General features: G+C 56.6%; 15 protein-coding genes. 10 read left to right on the top strand and 5 right to left on the bottom strand.

The window, feature by feature from the left end:
• The first annotated feature begins 45 nt into the window (after positions 1 to 45).
• The gene (locus tag CPA57_RS06625; RefSeq protein WP_229709312.1) at positions 46 to 1401 is read left to right on the top strand and encodes an outer membrane beta-barrel protein; all 1356 of its coding nucleotides are present in this window, start codon (positions 46 to 48) and stop codon (positions 1399 to 1401) included.
• Positions 1402 to 1446: 45 nt separating this feature from the next.
• Here the strand turns inward: CPA57_RS06625 and queF are convergent, their stop codons facing one another.
• The gene (gene queF, locus CPA57_RS06620) at positions 1447 to 1935 is read right to left on the bottom strand and encodes a preQ(1) synthase (RefSeq protein ID WP_182082030.1); all 489 of its coding nucleotides are present in this window, start codon (positions 1933 to 1935) and stop codon (positions 1447 to 1449) included.
• 153 nt (positions 1936 to 2088) lie between these two features.
• On the opposite strand from queF, the gene typA reads away from it, so the two are divergent.
• Positions 2089 to 3909, top strand: a complete 1821-nt coding sequence (gene typA, locus CPA57_RS06615) for a translational GTPase TypA (RefSeq protein WP_043558056.1) — start codon at positions 2089 to 2091, stop codon at positions 3907 to 3909.
• A gap of 136 nt (positions 3910 to 4045) precedes the next feature.
• The gene (locus tag CPA57_RS06610) at positions 4046 to 4339 is read left to right on the top strand and encodes a putative quinol monooxygenase (protein WP_182082029.1); all 294 of its coding nucleotides are present in this window, start codon (positions 4046 to 4048) and stop codon (positions 4337 to 4339) included.
• Positions 4340 to 4420: 81 nt separating this feature from the next.
• Here the strand turns inward: CPA57_RS06610 and CPA57_RS06605 are convergent, their stop codons facing one another.
• The gene (locus tag CPA57_RS06605; RefSeq protein WP_182082116.1) at positions 4421 to 5449 is read right to left on the bottom strand and encodes an NAD(P)/FAD-dependent oxidoreductase; all 1029 of its coding nucleotides are present in this window, start codon (positions 5447 to 5449) and stop codon (positions 4421 to 4423) included.
• A 193-nt stretch (positions 5450 to 5642) separates the two neighbouring features.
• Here CPA57_RS06605 and tsaE point away from each other — a divergent pair, with 193 nt between their 5' ends.
• The 6 genes from tsaE to CPA57_RS06575 all read left to right on the top strand — a co-directional run bounded on the left by tsaE (position 5643) and on the right by CPA57_RS06575 (position 15578).
• A complete protein-coding gene (gene tsaE, locus CPA57_RS06600) occupies positions 5643 to 6116 on the top strand; it encodes a tRNA (adenosine(37)-N6)-threonylcarbamoyltransferase complex ATPase subunit type 1 TsaE (protein ID WP_182082028.1) in 474 nt (157 codons plus the stop codon).
• On the top strand, positions 6113 to 9187 hold the full coding sequence (gene addB, locus CPA57_RS06595) for a double-strand break repair protein AddB (RefSeq protein ID WP_229709311.1): 3075 nt from the start codon (positions 6113 to 6115) through the stop codon (positions 9185 to 9187). Before tsaE ends, addB begins: the two co-directional genes overlap by 4 nt.
• Positions 9184 to 12858 (top strand): double-strand break repair helicase AddA, encoded by a 3675-nt coding sequence (addA, locus tag CPA57_RS06590; RefSeq protein WP_182082027.1) that lies wholly within the window; start codon positions 9184 to 9186, stop codon positions 12856 to 12858. The genes addB and addA overlap by 4 nt, the downstream gene beginning before the upstream one ends.
• Positions 12859 to 13107: 249 nt before the next feature.
• On the top strand, positions 13108 to 13437 hold the full coding sequence (gene trxA / locus CPA57_RS06585) for a thioredoxin TrxA (RefSeq protein WP_077396035.1): 330 nt from the start codon (positions 13108 to 13110) through the stop codon (positions 13435 to 13437).
• 127 nt (positions 13438 to 13564) lie between these two features.
• Positions 13565 to 14755, top strand: a complete 1191-nt coding sequence (rnd, locus tag CPA57_RS06580) for a ribonuclease D (RefSeq protein ID WP_182082026.1) — start codon at positions 13565 to 13567, stop codon at positions 14753 to 14755.
• A gap of 121 nt (positions 14756 to 14876) precedes the next feature.
• Positions 14877 to 15578, top strand: a complete 702-nt coding sequence (locus CPA57_RS06575; RefSeq protein ID WP_407647567.1) for a GcrA family cell cycle regulator — start codon at positions 14877 to 14879, stop codon at positions 15576 to 15578.
• Between the two features lie 97 nt (positions 15579 to 15675).
• Here the strand turns inward: CPA57_RS06575 and CPA57_RS06570 are convergent, their stop codons facing one another.
• A complete protein-coding gene (locus CPA57_RS06570) occupies positions 15676 to 16176 on the bottom strand; it encodes a bactofilin family protein (protein ID WP_182082024.1) in 501 nt (166 codons plus the stop codon).
• A 257-nt stretch (positions 16177 to 16433) separates the two neighbouring features.
• Between CPA57_RS06570 and CPA57_RS06565 the strand changes: the two genes are divergently transcribed.
• The gene (locus CPA57_RS06565; RefSeq protein WP_182082023.1) at positions 16434 to 17420 is read left to right on the top strand and encodes an adenosine kinase; all 987 of its coding nucleotides are present in this window, start codon (positions 16434 to 16436) and stop codon (positions 17418 to 17420) included.
• Between the two features lie 80 nt (positions 17421 to 17500).
• Here CPA57_RS06565 and hpnK read toward each other — a convergent pair whose 3' ends face one another.
• Positions 17501 to 18337: a hopanoid biosynthesis-associated protein HpnK gene (gene hpnK / locus CPA57_RS06560; protein ID WP_182082022.1), complete on the bottom strand. Its 837-nt coding sequence runs from the start codon at positions 18335 to 18337 to the stop codon at positions 17501 to 17503.
• Positions 18338 to 18502: 165 nt separating this feature from the next.
• Entirely contained in the window at positions 18503 to 19927 is a 1425-nt protein-coding gene (gene hpnJ, locus CPA57_RS06555) for a hopanoid biosynthesis associated radical SAM protein HpnJ (protein WP_182082021.1), read from the bottom strand.
• Positions 19928 to 20003: the final 76 nt, after the last annotated feature.

Here is a 20003-nt window from a genome sequence, read left to right as displayed (position 1 = left end):
AAGATGGATATACTTACGGAAGCGGAACAATAGGTGGGATGGATCATGCAGCACTGGCGGTATGTTGTAATGATGATGAGCTTGTGTGGCGGGGTCGATCTGGGTGTGGAGGGCGCACAGGCCGCCCCTAGCGAGCAAGGTGGGTCCGTTCAGGCTACGCAGGCCGGCTCTGCTTCTTCAGGTGCGGTAGTCTCATCTCCAGCACCGGTAGCGGCACCTAGTGCTGTACAGCCTGCCACAGTGCCTTCAGCAGGGAAAAGCTGGTTCTCCGACATTGATGTTGGCTTGCAGGTAGAAGGTGGGGCGATGGCCAATACGGGCCACCCTGATAATGGCATGAATTTTGGCCAGCTTCTCCAGTCCCACAGCGATACGGGGATGCTCAATCAGGTTGCTTTGACGATCACAAAACCCGTGGATTCGATTGGTGATGGTTATGGTCTTGGGGCTAATATCCAGATGCTTTATGGCTCCGATGCCAGAGCGTACATTACCACAGGGATTTCTGACCGCTGGCTGGACCATCACCGTTATCAGTTAACGCCCATTCAGGCGAACATCGCTCTGCATATGCCGTGGCTGACAAAAGACGGATTGGATATGCAGCTTGGGATTCTTTCGTCCCCCATGGGGGTGGAAGTGCTGAACCCGGCAGGACGTGCTTTTTACACCATGTCCTACACGGCGCAGTATTCCAATCCTTTTGAGCATGTTGGTTTTTATGGGCAATGGCATCTGAACTCCCATTATGCCGTTTTGTTTGGGATGGATGCAGGGAATCAGAAGTCCTTTGGCCGTGGGAATAATAATGGTGAGCCAGCAGGTTATGTGGGGTTCAATGCCAGTCAGTTGGCTGGTGGTGCCTTGTCCGTGACCTATCTGCTGCGTGTCGGGCCAGAAGACCCCCGCCGCCTGCTGGGTAGCCACCGGGCGCATGAGGCACAGCGTTTTTGGAATGACATCAACGCTACATGGCAGATCAATCCCAAATGGAGCCTGACAGCCGAGGCTACGCAGGTGCATGATGAAGGGCTGGATGCCAACACATGGAGTGGCGTTGTTTGGGGGGCCTATGCAGCAACCTCGACCCTGACCTTTAACGCTAGAGCAGAAGTATATCGGGACAGTACGGGTCAATTCGTCGTGCAGTACCCGGAAGATACGGGGTATGGGCGGTCACTGTTGGGCCTGCCCGCACGCACTTACACCGCCCCCGCGACTACGTATGGCGATTTGTCTTTTAACGCCGTCTGGCGGCCGAATATCGGCCATCACATCAAGTTGCTTCAGATCCGCCCAGAAATTCGGTTTGATCGTTCGCTCAACAACACTCGCCCTTTTGCTGATTTCCGGCATCAGAATCGTATCTTGATTGGCGGGGATGTGACGCTCGGTTTCTGAGGGGAGAAATAGGGCACGGTTTGGTCCGTGCCCTTCATTGCGGTTTTAGCCGCGGCCCCGGTAGCCGGGAACATCCTGTGCAGGAATCCAAACATCAGCCGGGGCAGGGCCTGTTTGCCAGAAGACATCAATCGGCATACCGCCACGGGGGTACCAGTAGGCCCCGATACGCAGCCATTCTGGGTCTAGCAGCTCTACAAGGCGTGTGGCGATGGTTACAGAACAATCCTCATGGAAGGCCCCGTGATTGCGGAAGCTAGTGAGATAGAGTTTGAGAGACTTGCTCTCCACAATCCAGTCCCGCGGGATGTAGTCGATGACGATATGGGCAAAATCCGGCTGGCCTGTCACTGGGCAGAGGGATGTGAATTCTGGTGCGGTAAAGCGGACAACATAACGCCGTCCCTTATGGGGGGCTGGGACACGTTCCAGCTCGGCAACATCGGGCGACTCCGGCTGGATGGTCTGGCGACCAAGTTGGCTGAGTTTTTCCGTGCCGGGAGCGGTGGGGCCTTTGGGCGTGTGATCGGTCATGAAACTGGTCCTTTGCCGCAGGAATGAAAAAATGAAGGCATAAAATCTGATGCTGTACGGGGTTAATACACGGTTCGGATTTGCAAAAAAATCAGTTTCGGTGCAGTAAGGGCATCATTCTGTCCCAATCTGTCACTTCCTGAAAGATCGTTCATGGACATCCGTAACATTGCCATTATTGCCCATGTCGATCATGGGAAAACAACACTCGTAGATCAGCTACTCCAGCAGTCTGGTACTTTCCGTGAGAATCAGGCCGTCACCGAGCGTGCGATGGATAGCAATGATCTCGAGCGTGAGCGCGGGATTACCATTCTCGCCAAATGTACCTCTGTGGTGTGGAAGAACACCCGCATCAACATCATCGACACACCGGGCCACGCCGACTTCGGCGGTGAGGTGGAGCGCATCCTGAGCATGGTGGATGGTGCTGTGATTCTGGTGGATGCCGCTGAGGGTGCCCTGCCGCAGACAAAATTCGTGCTGGGTAAGGCTCTGGCCCGTGGCCTGCGCCCGATGGTTGTCGTTAATAAGGTGGACCGTGGCGATGCTCGCCCGGACGAGGTGCACGATGAGGTGTTCGACCTCTTCGCTGCCCTTGGTGCCAATGATGAGCAGCTGGACTTCCCCATGCTTTACGCTTCTGGCCGTCAGGGCTGGGCGGATACAGAGCTGGAAGGCCCGCGCGAGAACCTGCATCCGCTGTTCGACCTCGTCCTTAAGCATGTTCCGAGCCCGGGGCTGGATAAGGACAAGCCGTTCGCCATGGTCTCCACCATTCTGGAGAGCGACAACTTCCTTGGTCGTATCCTGACAGGCCGTATCGAGCAGGGCCGTGCTAAGGTGAACATGCCGATCCGTGCCCTCCGTGCCGATGGTAGCGTGGTTGAGACAGGCCGTATCACCAAGCTGCTGTCCTTCCGTGGTCTGGACCGTGTGCCCGTCGAGGAAGCTGAAGCTGGTGATATTGTCGCCATTGCTGGTCTTTCCGAGGCTACCATTCCTGACACGCTGGCCGAGCCGTCCATCGAGGAGCCGCTGCCCTCCACACCGATCGACCCGCCGACCCTCTCCATGACCTTCCGCATCAATGACGGTCCGCTGGGTGGTCGTGAAGGCAAGAAGGTAACGTCTCGTCAGATCCGTGACCGCCTCTTTAAGGAGACGGAAGGCAACGTGGCCATCAAGGTGACGGACAGCCCGGAAAGCGAGGCGTTCGAGGTGGCTGGTCGTGGTGAGCTTCAGCTGGGCGTTCTGATCGAGAACATGCGCCGTGAAGGCTTCGAGCTGACCATCGGTCGTCCCCGTGTGCTGTTCCGTGAGAATCCGGAAACGGGTGAGCAGGAAGAGCCGTTCGAGGAAGTCGTCATCGACGTGGACGAGCCTTATTCCGGCGTGGTCGTGGAGAAGATGTCTCTGCGTAAGGGTGTGATGCAGGACATGCGTCAGTCCGGTGGTGACAAGGTCCGCCTGACATTCATGATCCCGTCTCGTGGTCTGATCGGCTATCACGGCGAGTTCCTGACCGACACCCGTGGGTCCGGTCTGATGAACCGTCTCTTCCATTCCTACCAGCCGCATGCTGGTGCGATTGAAGGTCGCCGCAATGGCTCCCTGATCTCTGCCGAGGATGGTGCGACAACGCCGTATGCGCTGTTCTCCCTTCAGGATCGTGGGACGCTCTTCGTGGATGCGGGTGAGAAGATCTACACCGGCATGATCCTTGGTGAGCATTCTCGTGAGAATGATCTGGAAGTGAACGCCGTGCGTGAGAAGAAGCTCACAAACATGCGTGCCTCCGGTAAGGATGATGCCGTCGTGCTGGTTCCGCCCCGCAAGATGAGCCTTGAGCAGGCTATTGCCTACATCGAAGATGATGAGCTGGTGGAAGTTACACCGTCTGCTATCCGTCTGCGTAAGCGTTATCTGGACCCGCACGAGCGCAAGCGTGCCGCTCGTGGTGCAAAGGGCTAAGGCTTAGCATCCGTTTCGGGAAATACGGAAAGGCCGGGGCATTGCTCCGGCCTTTTTCTATGTCAGGCTGTATCAGGTTTCTGCCCTATTGTGGCATGATGGTGGGGCTTCATAAGGGAAGAAGGGAAAAAATGTCATGACCAAGAGCCTCTATGCCACCATGAGAGCACTCCCCGGCCATCGGGAGAAGGTTGCTAGCCTGCTGACAGCCCTGGCCGAAAATGTGCGGGCCGAGCCGGGTTGCGTGCGGTTTATCGTCTATACGCTGGAGGATGAGCCGGACCTGTTCCATGTCGAGGAAAGTTACCGGGATGAGGCGGCCTTTAAGGCCCATATGGGGACCGAGCATGGGCGTGTGTTCAACAAGGCCATTGAAACCCTTGTTGAGGGCGGGGCTTCAAAGGTTGTTTTCCTGAAGGAAGTTGCCTGACCGGACCTGTCATCAAGTAGATAAAAGAAAAGCAGGTGCCCGGTTCGGGTACCTGCTTTTTTCATGGGCGGCGAAGTCGTATCAAGGCGTGCCCGGCTGGCCCCGGCTTGTGGAATGTTCAAAGCGCAGAGCCTTGTCAGGATGGGCGACATGATGCGCCGCATGGGCGGCCACGGCCCCTTCAGAGAAGCCCTGAAGGATCAGCTTCATTTTACCGGGATATTGGGCCACGTCACCAATGGCAAAGATGCCCTCAAGACTGGTCTGCATGGTGGCTGGGTTCACAGCAATGGTGCTGCGCTGTGTTTCCAGCCCCCACGAGGCTACCGGGCCAAGGTCTGTTGAAAGCCCATAGAAAGGCAGCAGCACGTCCGCTTCCAGAGAGCGGACTGTGTCATCCATGGCGATGAGGTCTACGTGGGTCAGCTGGCCGTTTTCGCCCTTCAGGCCATGCAGCTGGTAGGGGACGACCTTCTCGATAGCCCCGGCGGTGATTTTTGCTTCAATCTGCGCCAGTGTCTCTGGTGCTCCACGGAAGCGGTCCCGCCGGTGGACGAGATAAACTTTCTCGGCAAGGTCGGAAAGGGAGAGGGCCCAGTCCAGTGCGGAATCCCCGCCCCCGGCCACGACGATGCGCTTGCCGGTGAAGTCGGCCCGTTTCTTTACGTAATACTGCACGGCACCGCTGCGTTCATAAGCGTCCAGCCCGTCCAGTGGAGGGCGGTTCGGCCCGAAGGCACCAGCCCCGGCAGCGATGATGATGGCTTTAGCATGGATTGTGTCGCCACGCTCATTCTTCAGGGTGAAGGCCCCGGGCTTACCTTCCAGATGGCTAACCCGGCTGCCAAGCAGGCGGGGCACGTTGAAGGGGGCAATTTGCTCCTCTAGGGCGGCAATAAGGTCTCCGCCGGTGATGGAGGGATGGGCCGGAATGTCATAGATCGGTTTTTCCGGGTATAGGGCGGCACATTGCCCCCCCACACTGTCGAGAACATCCGTTAGGATACAGTCCAGACGTAGCATCCGACATTCAAAAGCGGCAAAAAGTGCCGTTGGGCCTGCGCCAATAATGGCGACATCTGTCGTGTGGGTAGAAGCTGCATGTGTCATGCTAGTATTCATAAGCATTTTTTTGCCTCCCGAGTAGAGGTTTGTTTTTTGCGTGCCCGGTAGCGTGGCTTCCTGTTTATTCTTCCGACAGAAACGGACGTAGCCGGGAGAGGCTTTCTCTTGTGTCTGGATGACGCTTCGGCAATGATTGCAGACATCATATTAGGTAGCGATACAGGGCATTTTTTTTCCTATGGACGTGCATCTTTCTTCTCCGCAGCAGACGGTTCTTCTGGCACGGCATCTTGCAGGGATGCTCGGCAGCGGGGACTGTCTGGCCCTTCAGGGGGAGATGGGTGCCGGTAAAAGCACATTTGCTCGGGCATTGATCCGCCATCTGGCAGGTGATGAATCTTTGGAAGTCCCCAGCCCGACTTTTGCGTTGGTCCAACCCTATGACACCAAGGCTGGAATGGTGTTCCATTATGATCTTTGGCGTCTATCCGGCCCAGATGAATTGTATGAACTGTCTTGGGATGATGCTTGTGAGAGTATCATGCTGGTGGAATGGCCAGAACGTGCTGAAGAGTTGATGCCTGAGGATGCACTGTATTTCATGTTCGTGCATGGGCGGGGTGAGGAGGAACGTGTTGTAACTCTGCGTGGTTGGCCGGAGGAACGACTGAAGGCTCTTTCGGCAACGTTGGTGGAGGGGCTGACGCCATGACACAAGCATATCCATTGAATATTGCGACTGTTCCAGCGTCTTGCCCATTTCTGGATACGGTCGTGCGGAACTGGTTAGACCGTGTGGGGGGTGAAGCTAGCTCGACTGGGCGAAGTGGTGGTGATAGCGGTACGATTCTCGTGCCTGGTCGCCGTGTAGCCCGTGCCCTCATGGAGGCTTTCCTACGGGTTTTGGATGGCCAACCAGCTTTGCTTCCGGCCATTGTGTCTTTAGGTGATTTGGAACAGCAGAGCCTCTTCCCCATGACGCTGGATGAGAGCTTACCGCCCGCTGTGGGGCCGGTTTTCCGGCTGGCGATGCTAGCACGGTTGATTCTGGCAGCGCCTTTTTTCACCACCACATCCGGCCGGGAAGGCGGCACGATTGATCGTGTCTGGCCATTGGCGCAGGCTCTGGCAGAATTGATGGATGATGCTGAGCGGAATGGTGTGGACCTCCACGAGACTCTACCAAAAGCTGTGACGGATGACTTTGCCGGGCACTGGCAAAAGACGTTGGAGTTTCTCCAGATTGTTACGGAAGCATGGCCTGCCATCCTTCAGGAGGAAGGGCGTAGCAATATCATGGCTCGGCAAGTTGCTCTGATTGAGGCACAGGCCAGCCTTTGGGCAGATATGCCACCGGATTATCCGCTCTGGGCTGTGGGGTTTGTGGATGGCTCCGCAGGTGTGGCCACAGCATTGGAGGCCGTAGCAGCACTGCCGAAAGGTATGGTGGTCTTTCAGGGGCTGGATTGTCATATGGATGAAGAGTTGTGGGAGCAGCTTCCTCCAACGCATCCTCAGGCCCTGTTTCATGAGTTTTTATCACGGGTCGGGGTGAAACGGTCGGATATTGCCCTGTGGGGAGACTTGCTGCGCCCAGAACGGGAAAATCTCTTTCAGCATGTTATGTTGCCGGAGGCAGGCATTGCCCGTTGGGGGCAGCCTGTGGGGGATGTTACACCCTCTGGGATCAGCCTGTTACCAGCAGCGGACTCGCAGCAGGAGGCGCAGGCCATTGCGTTGATCCTGCGGGATGTAGCCAGCCAGCCGGGGCGGACTGGTGCGTTGGTAACGCCGGATCGTGGGTTGGCAGATCGTGTCCGGGCTGAGTTGCTGCGTTTTGGCATTCATGCGGATGATAGTGCTGGGGAGCCGCTGGTTCGTACTCCAACGGCTGTTTTTCTACGGCTTATTGCTCAGGCAGTCGCAGCTCGGTTCAGCCCGGTTGCGCTTCTGTCTGTCCTCAAGCATCCGCTGGTGGCTTTGGGGATGACCCCCGGCCGTGCCCGTGCCAGTGCTCGCCTTCTGGAGAGGCGGCTTCTGCGTGGTCCTGCACCTCAGCCAGGGTTAGAGGGGCTGCGCCGTGCTCTTGACGTATTGCAGGAAGCGCAGCGGACAGATAACGGCTATCAGGCCGATGCACCAGATAGTCCGGAACGTCTCGAACTCTTTCTAGATAAGGTGGAGGAAGCGTTTGGGCCTTTGTTAGGGGTGGCAGAGACCGCCTCTGTACCAGAGCTGCTAGCGGCCCTTCTGGAGACTGCCGAGCGGCTCGCCACAGTGGAGGATGAGGGGCACGAAGCTGACCAGTCCCGCCCTGGTTCCCGGCTTTGGTTGGGAGAAGATGGTGGGGCTTTGTCTCGACATTTTGTTGAGCTGATGAGCCATACGGGTGATCTTCCTCCTCAGCCTCTAAAAGTTCTGGAAGGTTTGCTGACGGCCAGCATGGCAGGCAAGACGCTGACGGGTCTGCGGGGCTATCAGGGTGGTGTGGAACTCGCCCACCCCCGAATTTCCATTTATGGTGTGTTGGAAGCGCGCCTTCTGGCCTTTGATACTGTTATTCTGGGCGGTTTGAATGAAGGTGTCTGGCCTCCAGCTGCGGAATCTGGCCCATGGATGAGCCGCCCCATGCGTCAGCGTGTTGGCCTGCCCTCGCCAGAGCGGCACATTGGGGCACAGGCGCATGACTTTGTGGCGGCTGTATTAGCGTCGAAGACTGTCATTCTCTCGCATGCACGGCGGCGGGAAGGGTCTCCATCCGTTCCTGCCCGGTGGTTGATGCGTCTTTCGGCGTTTCTTGAAGGGCAGCAGATCACGCTTCCCCATCACCCAGCTTTGGCATGGCAGACCATGTTGGATATGCCCCTCGGTGAGGCGATGCCAGTGGCCCCGCCAGAACCATGCCCCCCTCTACATCTGCGCCCTCGGCAGTTGAGCATCACCAAGGTTGATCTGCTCAAGCAGGACCCATACGCTATCTATGCTCGTTATGTGCTGGGTCTGCGGGCTCTACCCCCCTTGGAAGAGGGGGCGGAGCATGCTGATTATGGGAATATTGTTCATGCAGCGTTGGAGCGCATGGTCCAGCAGCATCCCAGTACATGGCCGAAACATGCAGAACAGACGCTGCACCGTCATTTTGACGAGGTGCTTGATGAAGCGGTGGTGAATCCGGCTCTTGCCAGTTGGTGGCGGCCCCGCCTGCACCGTATTGCCGATTGGGTGTTGGCGCAGGAGTATTGGCGTCGAGTAGGGCGTTTGAATTGTACATCCTATACCGAGGTGCCGCTGGACTACACGTTGCGGGGCTTGCCGGGTGGTGAGTTTCGTATCATCGGCCGGGCGGATCGTATTGATTTGTGGGATGAGCCGGGCGAGGCCCCGACAGGGCGCATCTTTGATTACAAGACGGGGAGTGTTCCCAGAAACAAAGAGGTAGTTGAGGGGTGGTCATCCCAGTTGGTGCTGGAAGCTGCTTTTCTGGAAAAGGGTGCTTTTGAAGGGCTACCTGCTTTGAAAACGAAAGCGTTAACCTACTGGAAACTGAGCGGAGGGATGACGGTTGGTGAGAAAAAACCCATTCCTGGTCCAAGGTCAGGGGCATCGCTGGATGATCTGGTAAGTCCAGTCCTTGAGCAGTTGCGGACCCTTCTAGCGGATTATGATAACCCATCCCAGCCTTATCGGTCCCAGCCTTGGGCCGGGAAAACGGCTCGTTATAGTGACTATACCCAGCTTGCCCGCGTTGCGGAGTGGCAGCTGGCAGGAGGCGATGAGGCATGACTGCGTTTTCAGTACAAGGTAAGGCCGATCATCAGAAGGCCCTTGATGCCGCCAATCAAGCCCAGAAGCGGGCTTCGAACCCTATGGCTTCCGTGTTCGTTTCGGCCTCGGCAGGGTCAGGAAAGACGAAGCTGCTGATCGACCGGCTCCTTCGCCTCATGTTACCTTTGGAGCAGATCGGTGCTGATGGCCAGCCTATGTTGTTGGAAGGGTCAGAGCCTTCCCGCATTTTGTGTCTGACCTACACAAAGGCTGCTGCCGCCGAAATGGCCCATCGTTTGCAAAGCCATCTCGGTCACTGGGTATCTCTTTCGGATGAAAAACTGGGGGATGCGTTGGCGGCGTTGGATGTTCCCAATACGCCTGCCACACGGGAACGTGCCCGTGGCCTGTTCCTGAAAGTGCTGGATGCGCCGGGCGGTTTACAGATTGAGACCATCCATGCCTTTTGTCAGTCTCTTTTGCGGCGTTTCCCGCTGGAGGCAGAGCTGGACCCGCATTTTGTCCTGATGGAAGAAGCGGACGGCCAGATGGCTCTTCGTCGTGCGTTGGAGGATAGTCTGGCGCAGGATCAGGACCCTGTGCAGACTCTGGCGGGTTTGACGGATTTTAACAGTATGTTGGGCTTGCTTAGGCAGTTTAATCAGAAGTCTGGTTTGCTTCAGCCTTTGCTGCGAATTTGGGAGATGTGGCCGGATCGGGTGAAAGAGGCCTATCAGAGGCTGCTAGAAGCGGGGAGTGAGTCTTTCGCAGCCTTGAAGGCTGAAGCCTGCCGACTGGAAGATGAAGCGGCATGGCGGGCTGATATTCAGGAGGCTTTGTCGTGTCTGGCGGTTTCTAAAAGGGAACAGTTTAAAACGTTTCTGAGCTGGCTGGAGTGTGATAACCCTGCCGAGCGGGATGATACGGTGCTGTTGTCGCTCTTGTTTAAGCAGAAAGGCGAGATCAAGGACATGAGCCACCATCTAGGGGCTAAGGCCCGTAAGGCGGCTCCTAACTTGGTGCAGCGCTGTCTGGATGAGAGCAGACGTCAGCAGGTGTTGCAAGAGCGTCTTCGCACCCAACGGCTTTTAGAGCTCAATGTGGCTTTTCTGTCCCTTGCGCTGCCGGTCATGGGGCGATTTGCTGATGAGAAACGGAACCGTGGAGCGGTTGATTATAATGACCTGATCGCCCGGACTCGTGATGTTCTGCGGGAGCCGGGGGCGGCATGGGTTCTGTACAAGTTGGACGGCGGTATCGATCATCTTTTGCTGGATGAAGTGCAGGATAATTCTAGCCTGCAATGGGAGATTGCCGGTGCTTTGACGGCGGATTTTTTCTCTGGCGTTGGGGGGCGGGAGGAGACGCCTCGGCCTCGGACCGTCTTTGCGGTGGGGGATTTTAAACAATCCATCTATCGCTTTCAGGGCGCAGAACCGGAGCAGTTCCATAAATGGCGGCATGAATTCGCCCGCCGTGTGAAAGGTGCTGGTTTTCTTTGGGAAGACCCGCAGCTGAACGTCTCTTTCCGGTCTCTGCCGCCTGTTCTTGATTTTGTGGATGCCGTCTTTGCTGGTGATGATAATACCGCTCTGGATGGCTTGCGGGAACAGGGGGATGACAGTGCGCTTGCGCATCAGTCGGCCCGTTCTGGCGGCGGTGGGCGTGTGGAGTTGTGGCCTCTAGTCCCCCTTAAGGCAGAGGAAGACATTGACCTGGCTGGGGAAGAAGCCAACCCGTGGCGTGCACCGAAGAAGAATGAGGATAAGCGGAGTGCCTCGCAGCGTCTGGCTGATGCATTAGCCAGACATATTCAGGAGCAGATAGGCCGCCCGCTCCAGCCCGGTACAGCACCGCTAAAAGCCGGTGAGGTGATGATTCTGGTACGCAAACGCTCTGACTTTCTGCGGGCGTTGATCCGGGCTCTGAAGGCACGGGGTGTACCGGTGGCAAGTTTCATTGGAAGCGGGCTGGTGGAACAGGCTGCCGTTCAGGACTTAATGACACTCTGTGATGCACTTTTGCTGCCGCAGGATGACCTCAGTCTGGCCAGCGTGCTGACGTCTCCTCTGGGTGGGTTGAGTGATGATTCCCTCATGGCTCTGGCAACGGCGGATGGACGGCGGCGGGAGCTGGGGCGGGACGGTATGCCGCTTTGGAGTCTTCTAGCCCGACGACACAAAGAACGGCCAGAATGGCAGGCAGCGTGGGAGCGGTTACAGGCCCTTTATAAGCGTGTGGACTACGATACGCCTTATGACATCCTCATGCAGGCTTTGGGTGTACAGGGGGGGCGTGCCCGTCTTCTGGCCCGTCTTGGTGCCGAAGCCGCCGAGCCCGTGGATGAGCTGCTGACAGCCGCCCTGACGTATGAAACCCAGCATCCGCCGTCTCTTCAGGGTTTTTTGCACTGGCTACGGGCTAGTAATGTGGAAAGCAAGCGAGAGGGTGAAGCCGAGATTGATGCCGTGCGGATTATGACGGTGCATGGGTCCAAAGGGTTGCAGGCTCGCTTGGTTATCCTGCCCGACACGACTGGTCAGGTGGGGAGGGCTGATTCTCTTTCATGGGTAGAGTTGGATGTCGCCATGCCCGACACCAGCCTTGCTGGGGATGAGCTGTATGGTCCCCTTTGGGTGCCGCATAAGGATGTAGAGACGGATCAGATAAAATCATTGCAGGCTCAGCAGCAGGCCCGTCAGGAGGAGGAGAAGAACCGTCTGCTTTATGTAGCTCTGACCCGTGCCAGTGATGCGTTGCTTATCTGCGGTTGGGAGCCTGGCAATAAGGGCAAAAAGGGTACCACTTGGTATGAGTATTGTCTTGCGGGTATGGAACGTTTGAAGAAAGAAAAAGCAGCCGTCACCGTTACCTCTTTTGAGGATGATTGGGTGGGGGATCGTTTCGTGCTGGAGATGCCCGTTACGGCGGCACCATCTTCTGGGAAAGGGCGGTCCGGCTCTACACAGGCTAAGCCTATGCTGCCTGCTTGGATAGGACAGGCACCAGATTGGCAGGTAACGCCCGCACCGCATGAAGATGCCTTGGCCCGCCCGCTGGCACCGAGTCGGCCGGAAGATGCAGCTTATGGTCCGTTGCCTGCGTCTCGGTCGCCGCTGGAGATTCTGCAGGATGGGCTCGTTATTCCCCAGCCTGCCCGTCGTCGTCAGGATGCTATGGAGCGTGGAACGCTGGTACATAGGTTGTTACAGTTCTTGCCAGATGTGCCAGTAGCAGAGCAGCAGAGGAAGGCCGAAGCATGGTTGCGGCATACCATGCCAGGGCTGGCGGAAGAGGATGTCATCAGTCTGGCAGAGCATGTTGTGTCTGTTATGGGGATGGATGTTCTTGCGCCACTTTTCGGGCCGGGGAGTCGAGCTGAGCAGGGGGTTTCTGGCACTCTGGGCCGTCCGGGGGATGGCACGGGGCGGGTCGTGCTGGGGCAAGTGGACCGTTTCTGCTTTGATGGCCAGACTGTATGGCTTTGCGATTATAAGACGGGCCGCTCCCCTTCTCGGGTGGAGCGTGTGCCAGCAGCCTATCTGGGGCAGATGGCCAGTTATCGGCGTGTTATGCAGGGGCTGTATCCGGGGCATCCAGTCCGCTGCTTCCTTGTCTGGGTAGATGGCCCCTCCGTGACGGAACTGCCGGAATCTCTGCTGGATAAGCAGAATATGCCCTTGGGGTGAGGAGAATGGTGTTAGGAGTCTGTTACCCTCTGTCTAATATAGAGAAAACATATTACGCTGTGCGGCAATACCTGTTTCTCAAGCAGATGTCTCATCTGCAAAGGTAACAGTACTAGAGAGGTACTTGATTAAAAAAGAGCGTGTAAGGCCCCCGTTGCGGCACAGGGGCGGCACAGCTGGTCACCTGTCTGATTCATATCAGAGATACCAGGTGTGGATTACAGTGTTTGTGAGGGGAAGGATTATATCATGAGCGAGCATACGGTAGCAGTGACTGATCAGAGCTTCGAGGCAGATGTTCTCAAGGCTGAGGGTTTTGTTCTGGTGGATTTCTGGGCGGAATGGTGTGGCCCGTGCCGCATGATCGCTCCGGCGTTGGATGAGATCGGCCGGGATTATAAAGGCCGTGTCACCGTGGCAAAGGTGGATATCGACTCCAACCCTGAAACACCTACAACCTTTGGTGTACGTAGCATCCCGACGATGATTCTTTTTAAGGCTGGCAAGCCGGTGGCCCAGCAGATGGGTGCCCTGCCCAAGAGCCAGCTCAAAGCATGGCTGGACTCTCATATCGGGTAATATAGTTCTTCATATCCCGTATGAGGTTTGATCATGGCCCGATGGCGGAGTGACCCTCTGCTGTCGGGCTGTTTTTATGGGGATATGCCGGTGGAGGCGATGGTCAGCCTCCAGCAGAGAGTGTAAGATGGCCGCCATGTCAAAAAAGCCTGATTTTCCTGCCCCCGTTATGATTACCACCTCGGCCGGGGTGTCATCTCTTTGCGAGAAGTTGCGTCACGAGCCATTTGTGGCGGTTGATACGGAGTTCGTGCGGGAGAAGACCTATTGGCCTCGTCTATGCCTTGTTCAGCTTGGCGGTGTTGAGGATGTGGCCCTGATTGATGCCTGCGCACCGGGCATTGATCTTTCCCCACTAGCCGCTCTTCTGGCTGAGCCGGATTGCGTGAAGGTTTTTCATGCTGCTCGGCAGGACCTTGAGATTTTCCTACATCTGTTTGATGAACTGCCTGTTAATGTGTTTGATACACAGGTGGCGGCTATGGTGGCTGGCTTTGGTGAGCAGGTTGGGTATGACAATCTTGTTTCTTCCATGACAGGCCAGAGCATTGATAAGTCGCACCGTTTTAGCGATTGGGCGGCTCGTCCGCTTTCTAAAGCTCAGATTGCTTATGCCAGTGCAGATGTGACCCATCTGCGGGTTATTTACGAAAAACTGCTTCATCAGCTGGAGGAGCAGGGTCGTCTCCCGTGGGTGAAGGATGAACTTGCGGCCCTAGGTGAAGTTAGCGTGTTCCGGCCCGATCCTAGAGGCCTCTGGGTGAAGTTGAAGCCACGGACTAATAACCGCAAAGTGCTAGCTATTCTGCGGGAGGTTGCCGCATGGCGGGAGGAAGCTGCCCAGCAGGCCGATTTACCCCGCCAGCGCATCATCCGAGATGAAAGCTTGTTGGAGATTGCCGTCTCCCGCCCGCAAGATAGTGGGTCTCTGGCCCGGATACGTGGCGTTACGGCTGATTTCTCCAGAAGTGAGCTAGGGCGTGGGATTTTGGCTGCGGTGCAACGAGGAGAGCAGTGTCCGGAGAGTGAACGGCCGGAATTGCCGAATAAACGCAGAGCAGAACGTCCTCGGGCACCGTCTGGTGTGTTGGCTCTTCTCAAGGTTCTTCTCACGGCACGGAGTGAGGAGGGGCGTGTGGCGGCACGGCTGATTGCATCTTCTGACGAGCTGGATCGCCTGGCACAGGGGGAGACGGATTTGCCGGTTCTTAAAGGATGGCGAGCCAAGCTTTTCGGCCATGAGGCACAAGCCCTGTTGAGGGGAGAAAAGGTTCTGTTTGTCAGCAAGGGGCAGTTGCAGGTAGTGGACAGGGCATAACCTTTTCTGTCCGGGGTGCATGAGGGCAGCGGGCCGGTTTTGGGTTGGCCCAGTTTCTGCTAAATATACGGTGCAGGATCGCCACGATACTATGCTGTGGGAATGAGTGGAGAAAACGTGGATGGCTATGGAATGGACAGACGAGCTGATCGCACGGCTCAAGGAGCTTTGGGAGCAGGGCCTCTCAACGGCTGAGATCGGCCGCCAGCTTGCTATTACAAAAAATGCGGTTGTCGGTAAGGCTCATCGTCTTGGCTTGCCGCCTCGTCCTTCTCCTATCCGCAACAAGACAGCTGTAGAGGGGGCGGCTAAGCCTGCTCGCTCCCGTGCTAAGAAGGCTGAAGCTGCACCTGTTACGGCAGAGACAGAGGTAGGAACGCCCGCACCTTCTGCTCAGCCTGTGGAGAAGAAAAAGGCACCTGCTGCCAAAACGGTGAAAGCCCCTGCGGAGGGGGCAGCAAAGCCGACCAAGAGCAAGGTAAAGGCTGATAAACCCGCCAGTGAAGAGAAGCCCGCTAAGGCGGCTGCGCTGAAAGAGGATACGGTTTCTCCCGTGGCTGTGGAGGAGGCGAAAGAAGCCGAGCCAGCTCCGGCCCCTCGTCCGGCTGCACCACCTATTCCGCAGCGTAAAGTGGCCCCGCCCCGCCGTGTACGGGGGGCAGTGGAGCGTGCCTCACGTCAGGGGCCGACCTGCCAGTGGCCCATCGGTGACCCGGGTACGCCAGAGTTCCATTTCTGTGGGGCGACGCCTTTGTCTGGTAAGCCCTATTGTGCCGAACATGCGGCTATTGCCTATGTGAAGATCCGTGACCGCCGCCACTGAGTGAAGTGACGGGGGCGTGGTAATCTGCCACGAAAAAAAGGCTGCCATCCCGATGTGGGGTGGCAGCCTTTTCTATCTCATGATGCTGAACTGTATGTCAGCCTTTCTGCGCTCCTGCCGGTGCATCAGCCATATCATGGGGCTGAGTATGGACGTGTTCTTTTGTCCCTGGGAGTGGGGAGGTGATCATGCCCAGTTTGCCGGTGATCTGTCCGCCTTCTTCTACCTGTAGGCGGCGACATTCTGCATCGCCGATGAGACGCCCACTAGCACGGACGGTGAGTGTGTTGCGGACGGTCAGCTCGCCTTCCAGCGTACCAGAAATTTCCGCAGTTCCTGCCTCGGCAGCACCACGGAACGACCCTTCAGGAGAGATGACAATCTCTTTGACGGTCAGATGCTCCACCTCGAGGGTTCCCTCAATGATGAGACGTTCGATGTTCTCGATGTTGCCACGGATGGTGACGCCACTGTGTACGATAAGCGTGCGGGCGTTATCGGTATAGCCGCCATTATCCTGACCATGGAAGCGGCTGGAGGAGGCCCGCTGGCGGGGAGCGGAACCGGGCATGGGGGAAGGAGGCGTAGGTAGAGACATGATTTCCTTTGGTCAGACAGTTGGGTGGGGCTGTATGGGCCACAGGTCTGTTGAACTATGATGCTGGAACCCCGTTCCAGCAGAAGATGTGTAACCGAAATAGAGCCAAAAGGCGTTCCCGGCCAGAGTGACCGTCCCAGTAAAGGGGGCTTTTCGCTGGCCTGTCAATGCTGGGTGTCAAAGATGCATTGATATGCCAGCTACGGGCGTTATGGTAGCAGATAGATTGCCTGAAAAATGAAAGAAAGTCGCTGTTTATGTCTTCTACCGCTCCCAGATATGACCTTCTCTGCATCGGTAACGCCATTGTGGATGTACTGGCCACTGTCAGTGCCGAGACGTTGGCCGAATTTGGTGCTGCACCGGGTAGCATGACCCTGATTGACGCCCCCACAATGGCACGGATTGAAGAGCGTATTCGTGTCGAGCAGGTAGCCGGTGGTGGTTCAGCGGCGAATAGTGCGGTCGTAGCCGCACGGATGGGCACGAAGACAGCCTATCTAGGTAAGGTCGCGGCGGACAAGGCTGGTGATGAATTCACTGCTGATATGAAGGCACAGGGCATTGCTTTTCCCTCAGCTCCACTTTCTGGGAACGAGAATATCCCGACAGCCCGCTGCATCGTGCTGATCACACCGGATGGTCAGCGTACTATGTTCACTTATCTGGGTGCCTGTGTGGAGTTCACCCCGGAGGATGTCGTAGCAGAGGTCGTGGCAGAATCAGCCATTACCTATCTGGAAGGCTACCTGTTCGACCGTCCACAGGCGCAGGAGGCTTTCTATCATGCGGCTCGGTTGGCTCATGAGGCCGGGCGTAAAGTGGCTCTGACATTGTCTGATGCGTTCTGCATCCAGCGTCATCAGGCGGCGTTCCGTTCCTTTGTAGCGGAATCAGTTGATATTCTGTTCGCTAATGAGGGAGAGATTTTGGCTCTGTATGAGACGGAACATCTCGATGAGGCTCTGAAGGCCCTTTCCGGCGATGTAGCGCTGGGCGTGGTAACACGTGGGGAGAAGGGTGCCGTTGTTCAGGCGGGTGAGACACGGCATGAGGTGCCGACAAAGCCCGTGAAAGTTGTTGATACAACGGGTGCGGGTGATGCTTTTGCAGCTGGTTTTCTGGCTGGTTACAGCCGGAAGCGTCCCTTGGTGGAGTGTGCTACGCTGGGGAACGAGGCTGCAGGCCATGTCATAACCCGTCTCGGTGGCCGGCCTGATGCAGGCTTCTCTCTGAAGGTCTGATAAATCGGTCAGATGAAAGAAAAGGCCAGTTTCCTCCCGGGAAGCTGGCCTTTTTTTATGGGAGCAACGGGAGAGGTGGTTCAGAGGGCATCCCATGTTGTGGTCTGGATAGCGTTGGCCGCCAGAAGGTCTTTTGTCACGGGGCTGGTCAGTGTGGCGAGTTCCTGCTCTGGCTGATAACCGGGCATGAGGGTTGCCATCTGGCTGTTCTGGCCTTTCGCTGGGTGAAAATAGATTTCACTGACACCGGGTGGCAGTTGCGGGATGAGGTGATGGATGCGCTCTGGCGTCATATGGCCAGACCAACGCAGGCCGAAGCAGGAGTCATTTGTCTTCATGCCCGCCTGATGAATCTGGCGGCGGAGGATGCGGGTCCATTGTTCTAGAGCACGATCCCCAAGGCTGGGTTTTTCTCCTAGCGGGGCAGCGGGCTCCATAGGTGTGCGGACGGCTTTTAGCCCGTATGCTTTGCCAACATGGAGCATTATACGCCCGATGGTCGGGTGCAAATGCATGTGTTTATGTGCATTGGCATGGTTCAGCTCCAGCCCTGTACGGGCAAATTGCTGGAACTGGGCGTGGATTTCCTTCTTCAGGGCGGAGCGTGTGGCGGGGGAAAAGAAATATTGGAAGCCTAGAGCAAGCTGATTGCTGCCGAACCAGCCTTTCTGATCCGTGATGATGGGCAGATGGAGCTGGGAGTCGCCCTCAATAACAACAAGATGCAGCCCTAGCTTCAGGTTGGGCATTCTCTGAGCCCGTCTTAGAGCGTCCTCAAAAGCGGGGGCAGCGACCATGAGGCTGGCCGTACTAAGAAGGCCATTACGGTGGGCCTCTTCAATAGCTTCATTGACTTCCACACTCATGCCGAAATCATCAGCAGAGAAAATGACACGGCGGTCGGGGGCAACAGTCATGGTCTGGCTCATGGGAGAAGGGGAATGGATGTTGCGGGCACATGATGTGCGGCGGATTGCATCTCATGATGCCTTAATCAGGCCCGCATGGGAATGTCGGCGCGGGGTATAAAAAAGGCGGCCTGATAGAGCCGCCTTTTTCTGCTCGGTAGTTTCAGACCGCCATCAGGAAGAATGACGCTGACGGAGGAACTGGAAGAACTCTACACCCTCACGCAGGCGCCGCTTGAGCATCTGCGGGTCGGTAACCATTTCCTTGAGGATGGCAAAAATCTTGGAAGGGCGGAAGTAGAACTCCTTATAGAAGGTCTCCACACTCTTGAAGATTTCCGTATGGGAGAGGTGCGGGTAATGCAGCGGGGCGATCTGCACGCCGTTATCGTCAATCAGCTCGGCTTCTTCTTCGTTCAGCCAGCCATTTTCAGAAGCCTGCTTGTGCAGGAATGTACCCGGATACGGTGCAGCAAGGGAAACCTGCATGGTATGCGGGTTGATTTCCTTGGCGTATTCGATGGTCTCACGGATGGTCTCTTTTGTCTCACCCGGCAGGCCAACGATGAAGGTCCCGTGAATCTTGATGCCCAGCTTGTGACAGTTCTTTGTGAACTCACGAGCTGTCTCGATGCGCATGCCCTTCTTGATGTTGTGCAGGATCTGCTGGTTACCACTCTCATAACCAACGAGCAGCAGACGCAGGCCATTGTCCCGCAGAACTTTTAGCGTCTCGTAAGGCACGTTGGCTTTGGCATTGCAGGACCATGTCACACCCAGCTTGCCCAGCTCACGGGCGATGGCCTCGGCACGGGGGAGGTCATCGGTGAAGGTATCATCGTCGAAGAAGAACTCTTTCACCTGCGGGAAGTATTTCATGGCGAGCTTGATCTCGGCTGCCACATGCTCGGGGCTGCGTGTACGGTAACGGTGCCCGCCCACTGTCTGCGGCCACAGGCAGAAGGTGCAGCGAGATTTACAGCCACGGCCCGTATAGATGGAGATGTACGGGTGTTTTAGGTAGCCGATGAAGTAATCTTCAATCTTCAGGTCACGTTTGTACACTTCCGTGACGAAGGGCAGGCTGTCCATGTCTTCAATCATGGCGCGGTCTTTATTGGTGATGATCTCACCATTTTCATTGCGCCAAGTGATACCGTCTACCTCAGCAAGGGGTTTGCCTTCGGCAATTTCCTTAATGGTGAAGTCGAACTCATTACGGGCCACGAAGTCAATCGGGCTGCCCTGTGCCAGACTTTCATCCGGCTGCACGGCCACCTTGGCACCAACCATACCGATCTTCAGCTTCGGGTTGGCGTCCTTCAGCATCTGGGCTACGCGGACGTCAGACGGGAAGGAGGGGGTGGAGGTGTGCATGATCACCAGATCACGATTCTTCACATCCTCAAGGATCGGCCCCATGCCCATTTTGGCCGGGGGGGCGTCAATCAGGCGTGAACCGGGTACCATTGCTGCAGGCTGGGCCAGCCACGTGGGATACCAGAAGGAGCGGATTTCCCGCTTGGCCTGATAACGTGAGCCAGCACCACCATCAAAACCATCAAAAGATGGGGGCTGCAGAAACAGTGTTCTCAACATGAACGGACACTCCTGATAATGTCGGCCTGTCAACGCCGGTATCGTTGACGGGAGAAAGGGGCACTCAAGGTGAATT

Source organism: Bombella favorum (genome assembly GCF_014048475.1).
GTDB lineage: Bacteria > Pseudomonadota > Alphaproteobacteria > Acetobacterales > Acetobacteraceae > Bombella > Bombella favorum.
Note: the sequence above shows the minus strand (reverse complement) of the source record. Positions and strands in the feature narration are given on the sequence as shown.

Bases quoted from the DNA above. Each gene is read 5' to 3' on its own strand.
- CPA57_RS06625 (WP_229709312.1), top strand. From the start codon at position 46: ATGCAGCACTGGCGGTATGTTGTAATGATGATGAGCTTGTGTGGCGGG.
- queF (WP_182082030.1), bottom strand. From the start codon at position 1,935: ATGACCGATCACACGCCCAAAGGCCCCACCGCTCCCGGCACGGAAAAA.
- typA (WP_043558056.1), top strand. From the start codon at position 2,089: ATGGACATCCGTAACATTGCCATTATTGCCCATGTCGATCATGGGAAA.
- CPA57_RS06610 (WP_182082029.1), top strand. From the start codon at position 4,046: ATGACCAAGAGCCTCTATGCCACCATGAGAGCACTCCCCGGCCATCGG.
- CPA57_RS06605 (WP_182082116.1), bottom strand. From the start codon at position 5,449: ATGACACATGCAGCTTCTACCCACACGACAGATGTCGCCATTATTGGC.
- tsaE (WP_182082028.1), top strand. From the start codon at position 5,643: ATGGACGTGCATCTTTCTTCTCCGCAGCAGACGGTTCTTCTGGCACGG.
- addB (WP_229709311.1), top strand. From the start codon at position 6,113: ATGACACAAGCATATCCATTGAATATTGCGACTGTTCCAGCGTCTTGC.
- addA (WP_182082027.1), top strand. From the start codon at position 9,184: ATGACTGCGTTTTCAGTACAAGGTAAGGCCGATCATCAGAAGGCCCTT.
- trxA (WP_077396035.1), top strand. From the start codon at position 13,108: ATGAGCGAGCATACGGTAGCAGTGACTGATCAGAGCTTCGAGGCAGAT.
- rnd (WP_182082026.1), top strand. From the start codon at position 13,565: ATGGCCGCCATGTCAAAAAAGCCTGATTTTCCTGCCCCCGTTATGATT.
- CPA57_RS06575 (WP_407647567.1), top strand. From the start codon at position 14,877: ATGGCTATGGAATGGACAGACGAGCTGATCGCACGGCTCAAGGAGCTT.
- CPA57_RS06570 (WP_182082024.1), bottom strand. From the start codon at position 16,176: ATGTCTCTACCTACGCCTCCTTCCCCCATGCCCGGTTCCGCTCCCCGC.
- CPA57_RS06565 (WP_182082023.1), top strand. From the start codon at position 16,434: ATGTCTTCTACCGCTCCCAGATATGACCTTCTCTGCATCGGTAACGCC.
- hpnK (WP_182082022.1), bottom strand. From the start codon at position 18,337: ATGACTGTTGCCCCCGACCGCCGTGTCATTTTCTCTGCTGATGATTTC.
- hpnJ (WP_182082021.1), bottom strand. From the start codon at position 19,927: ATGTTGAGAACACTGTTTCTGCAGCCCCCATCTTTTGATGGTTTTGAT.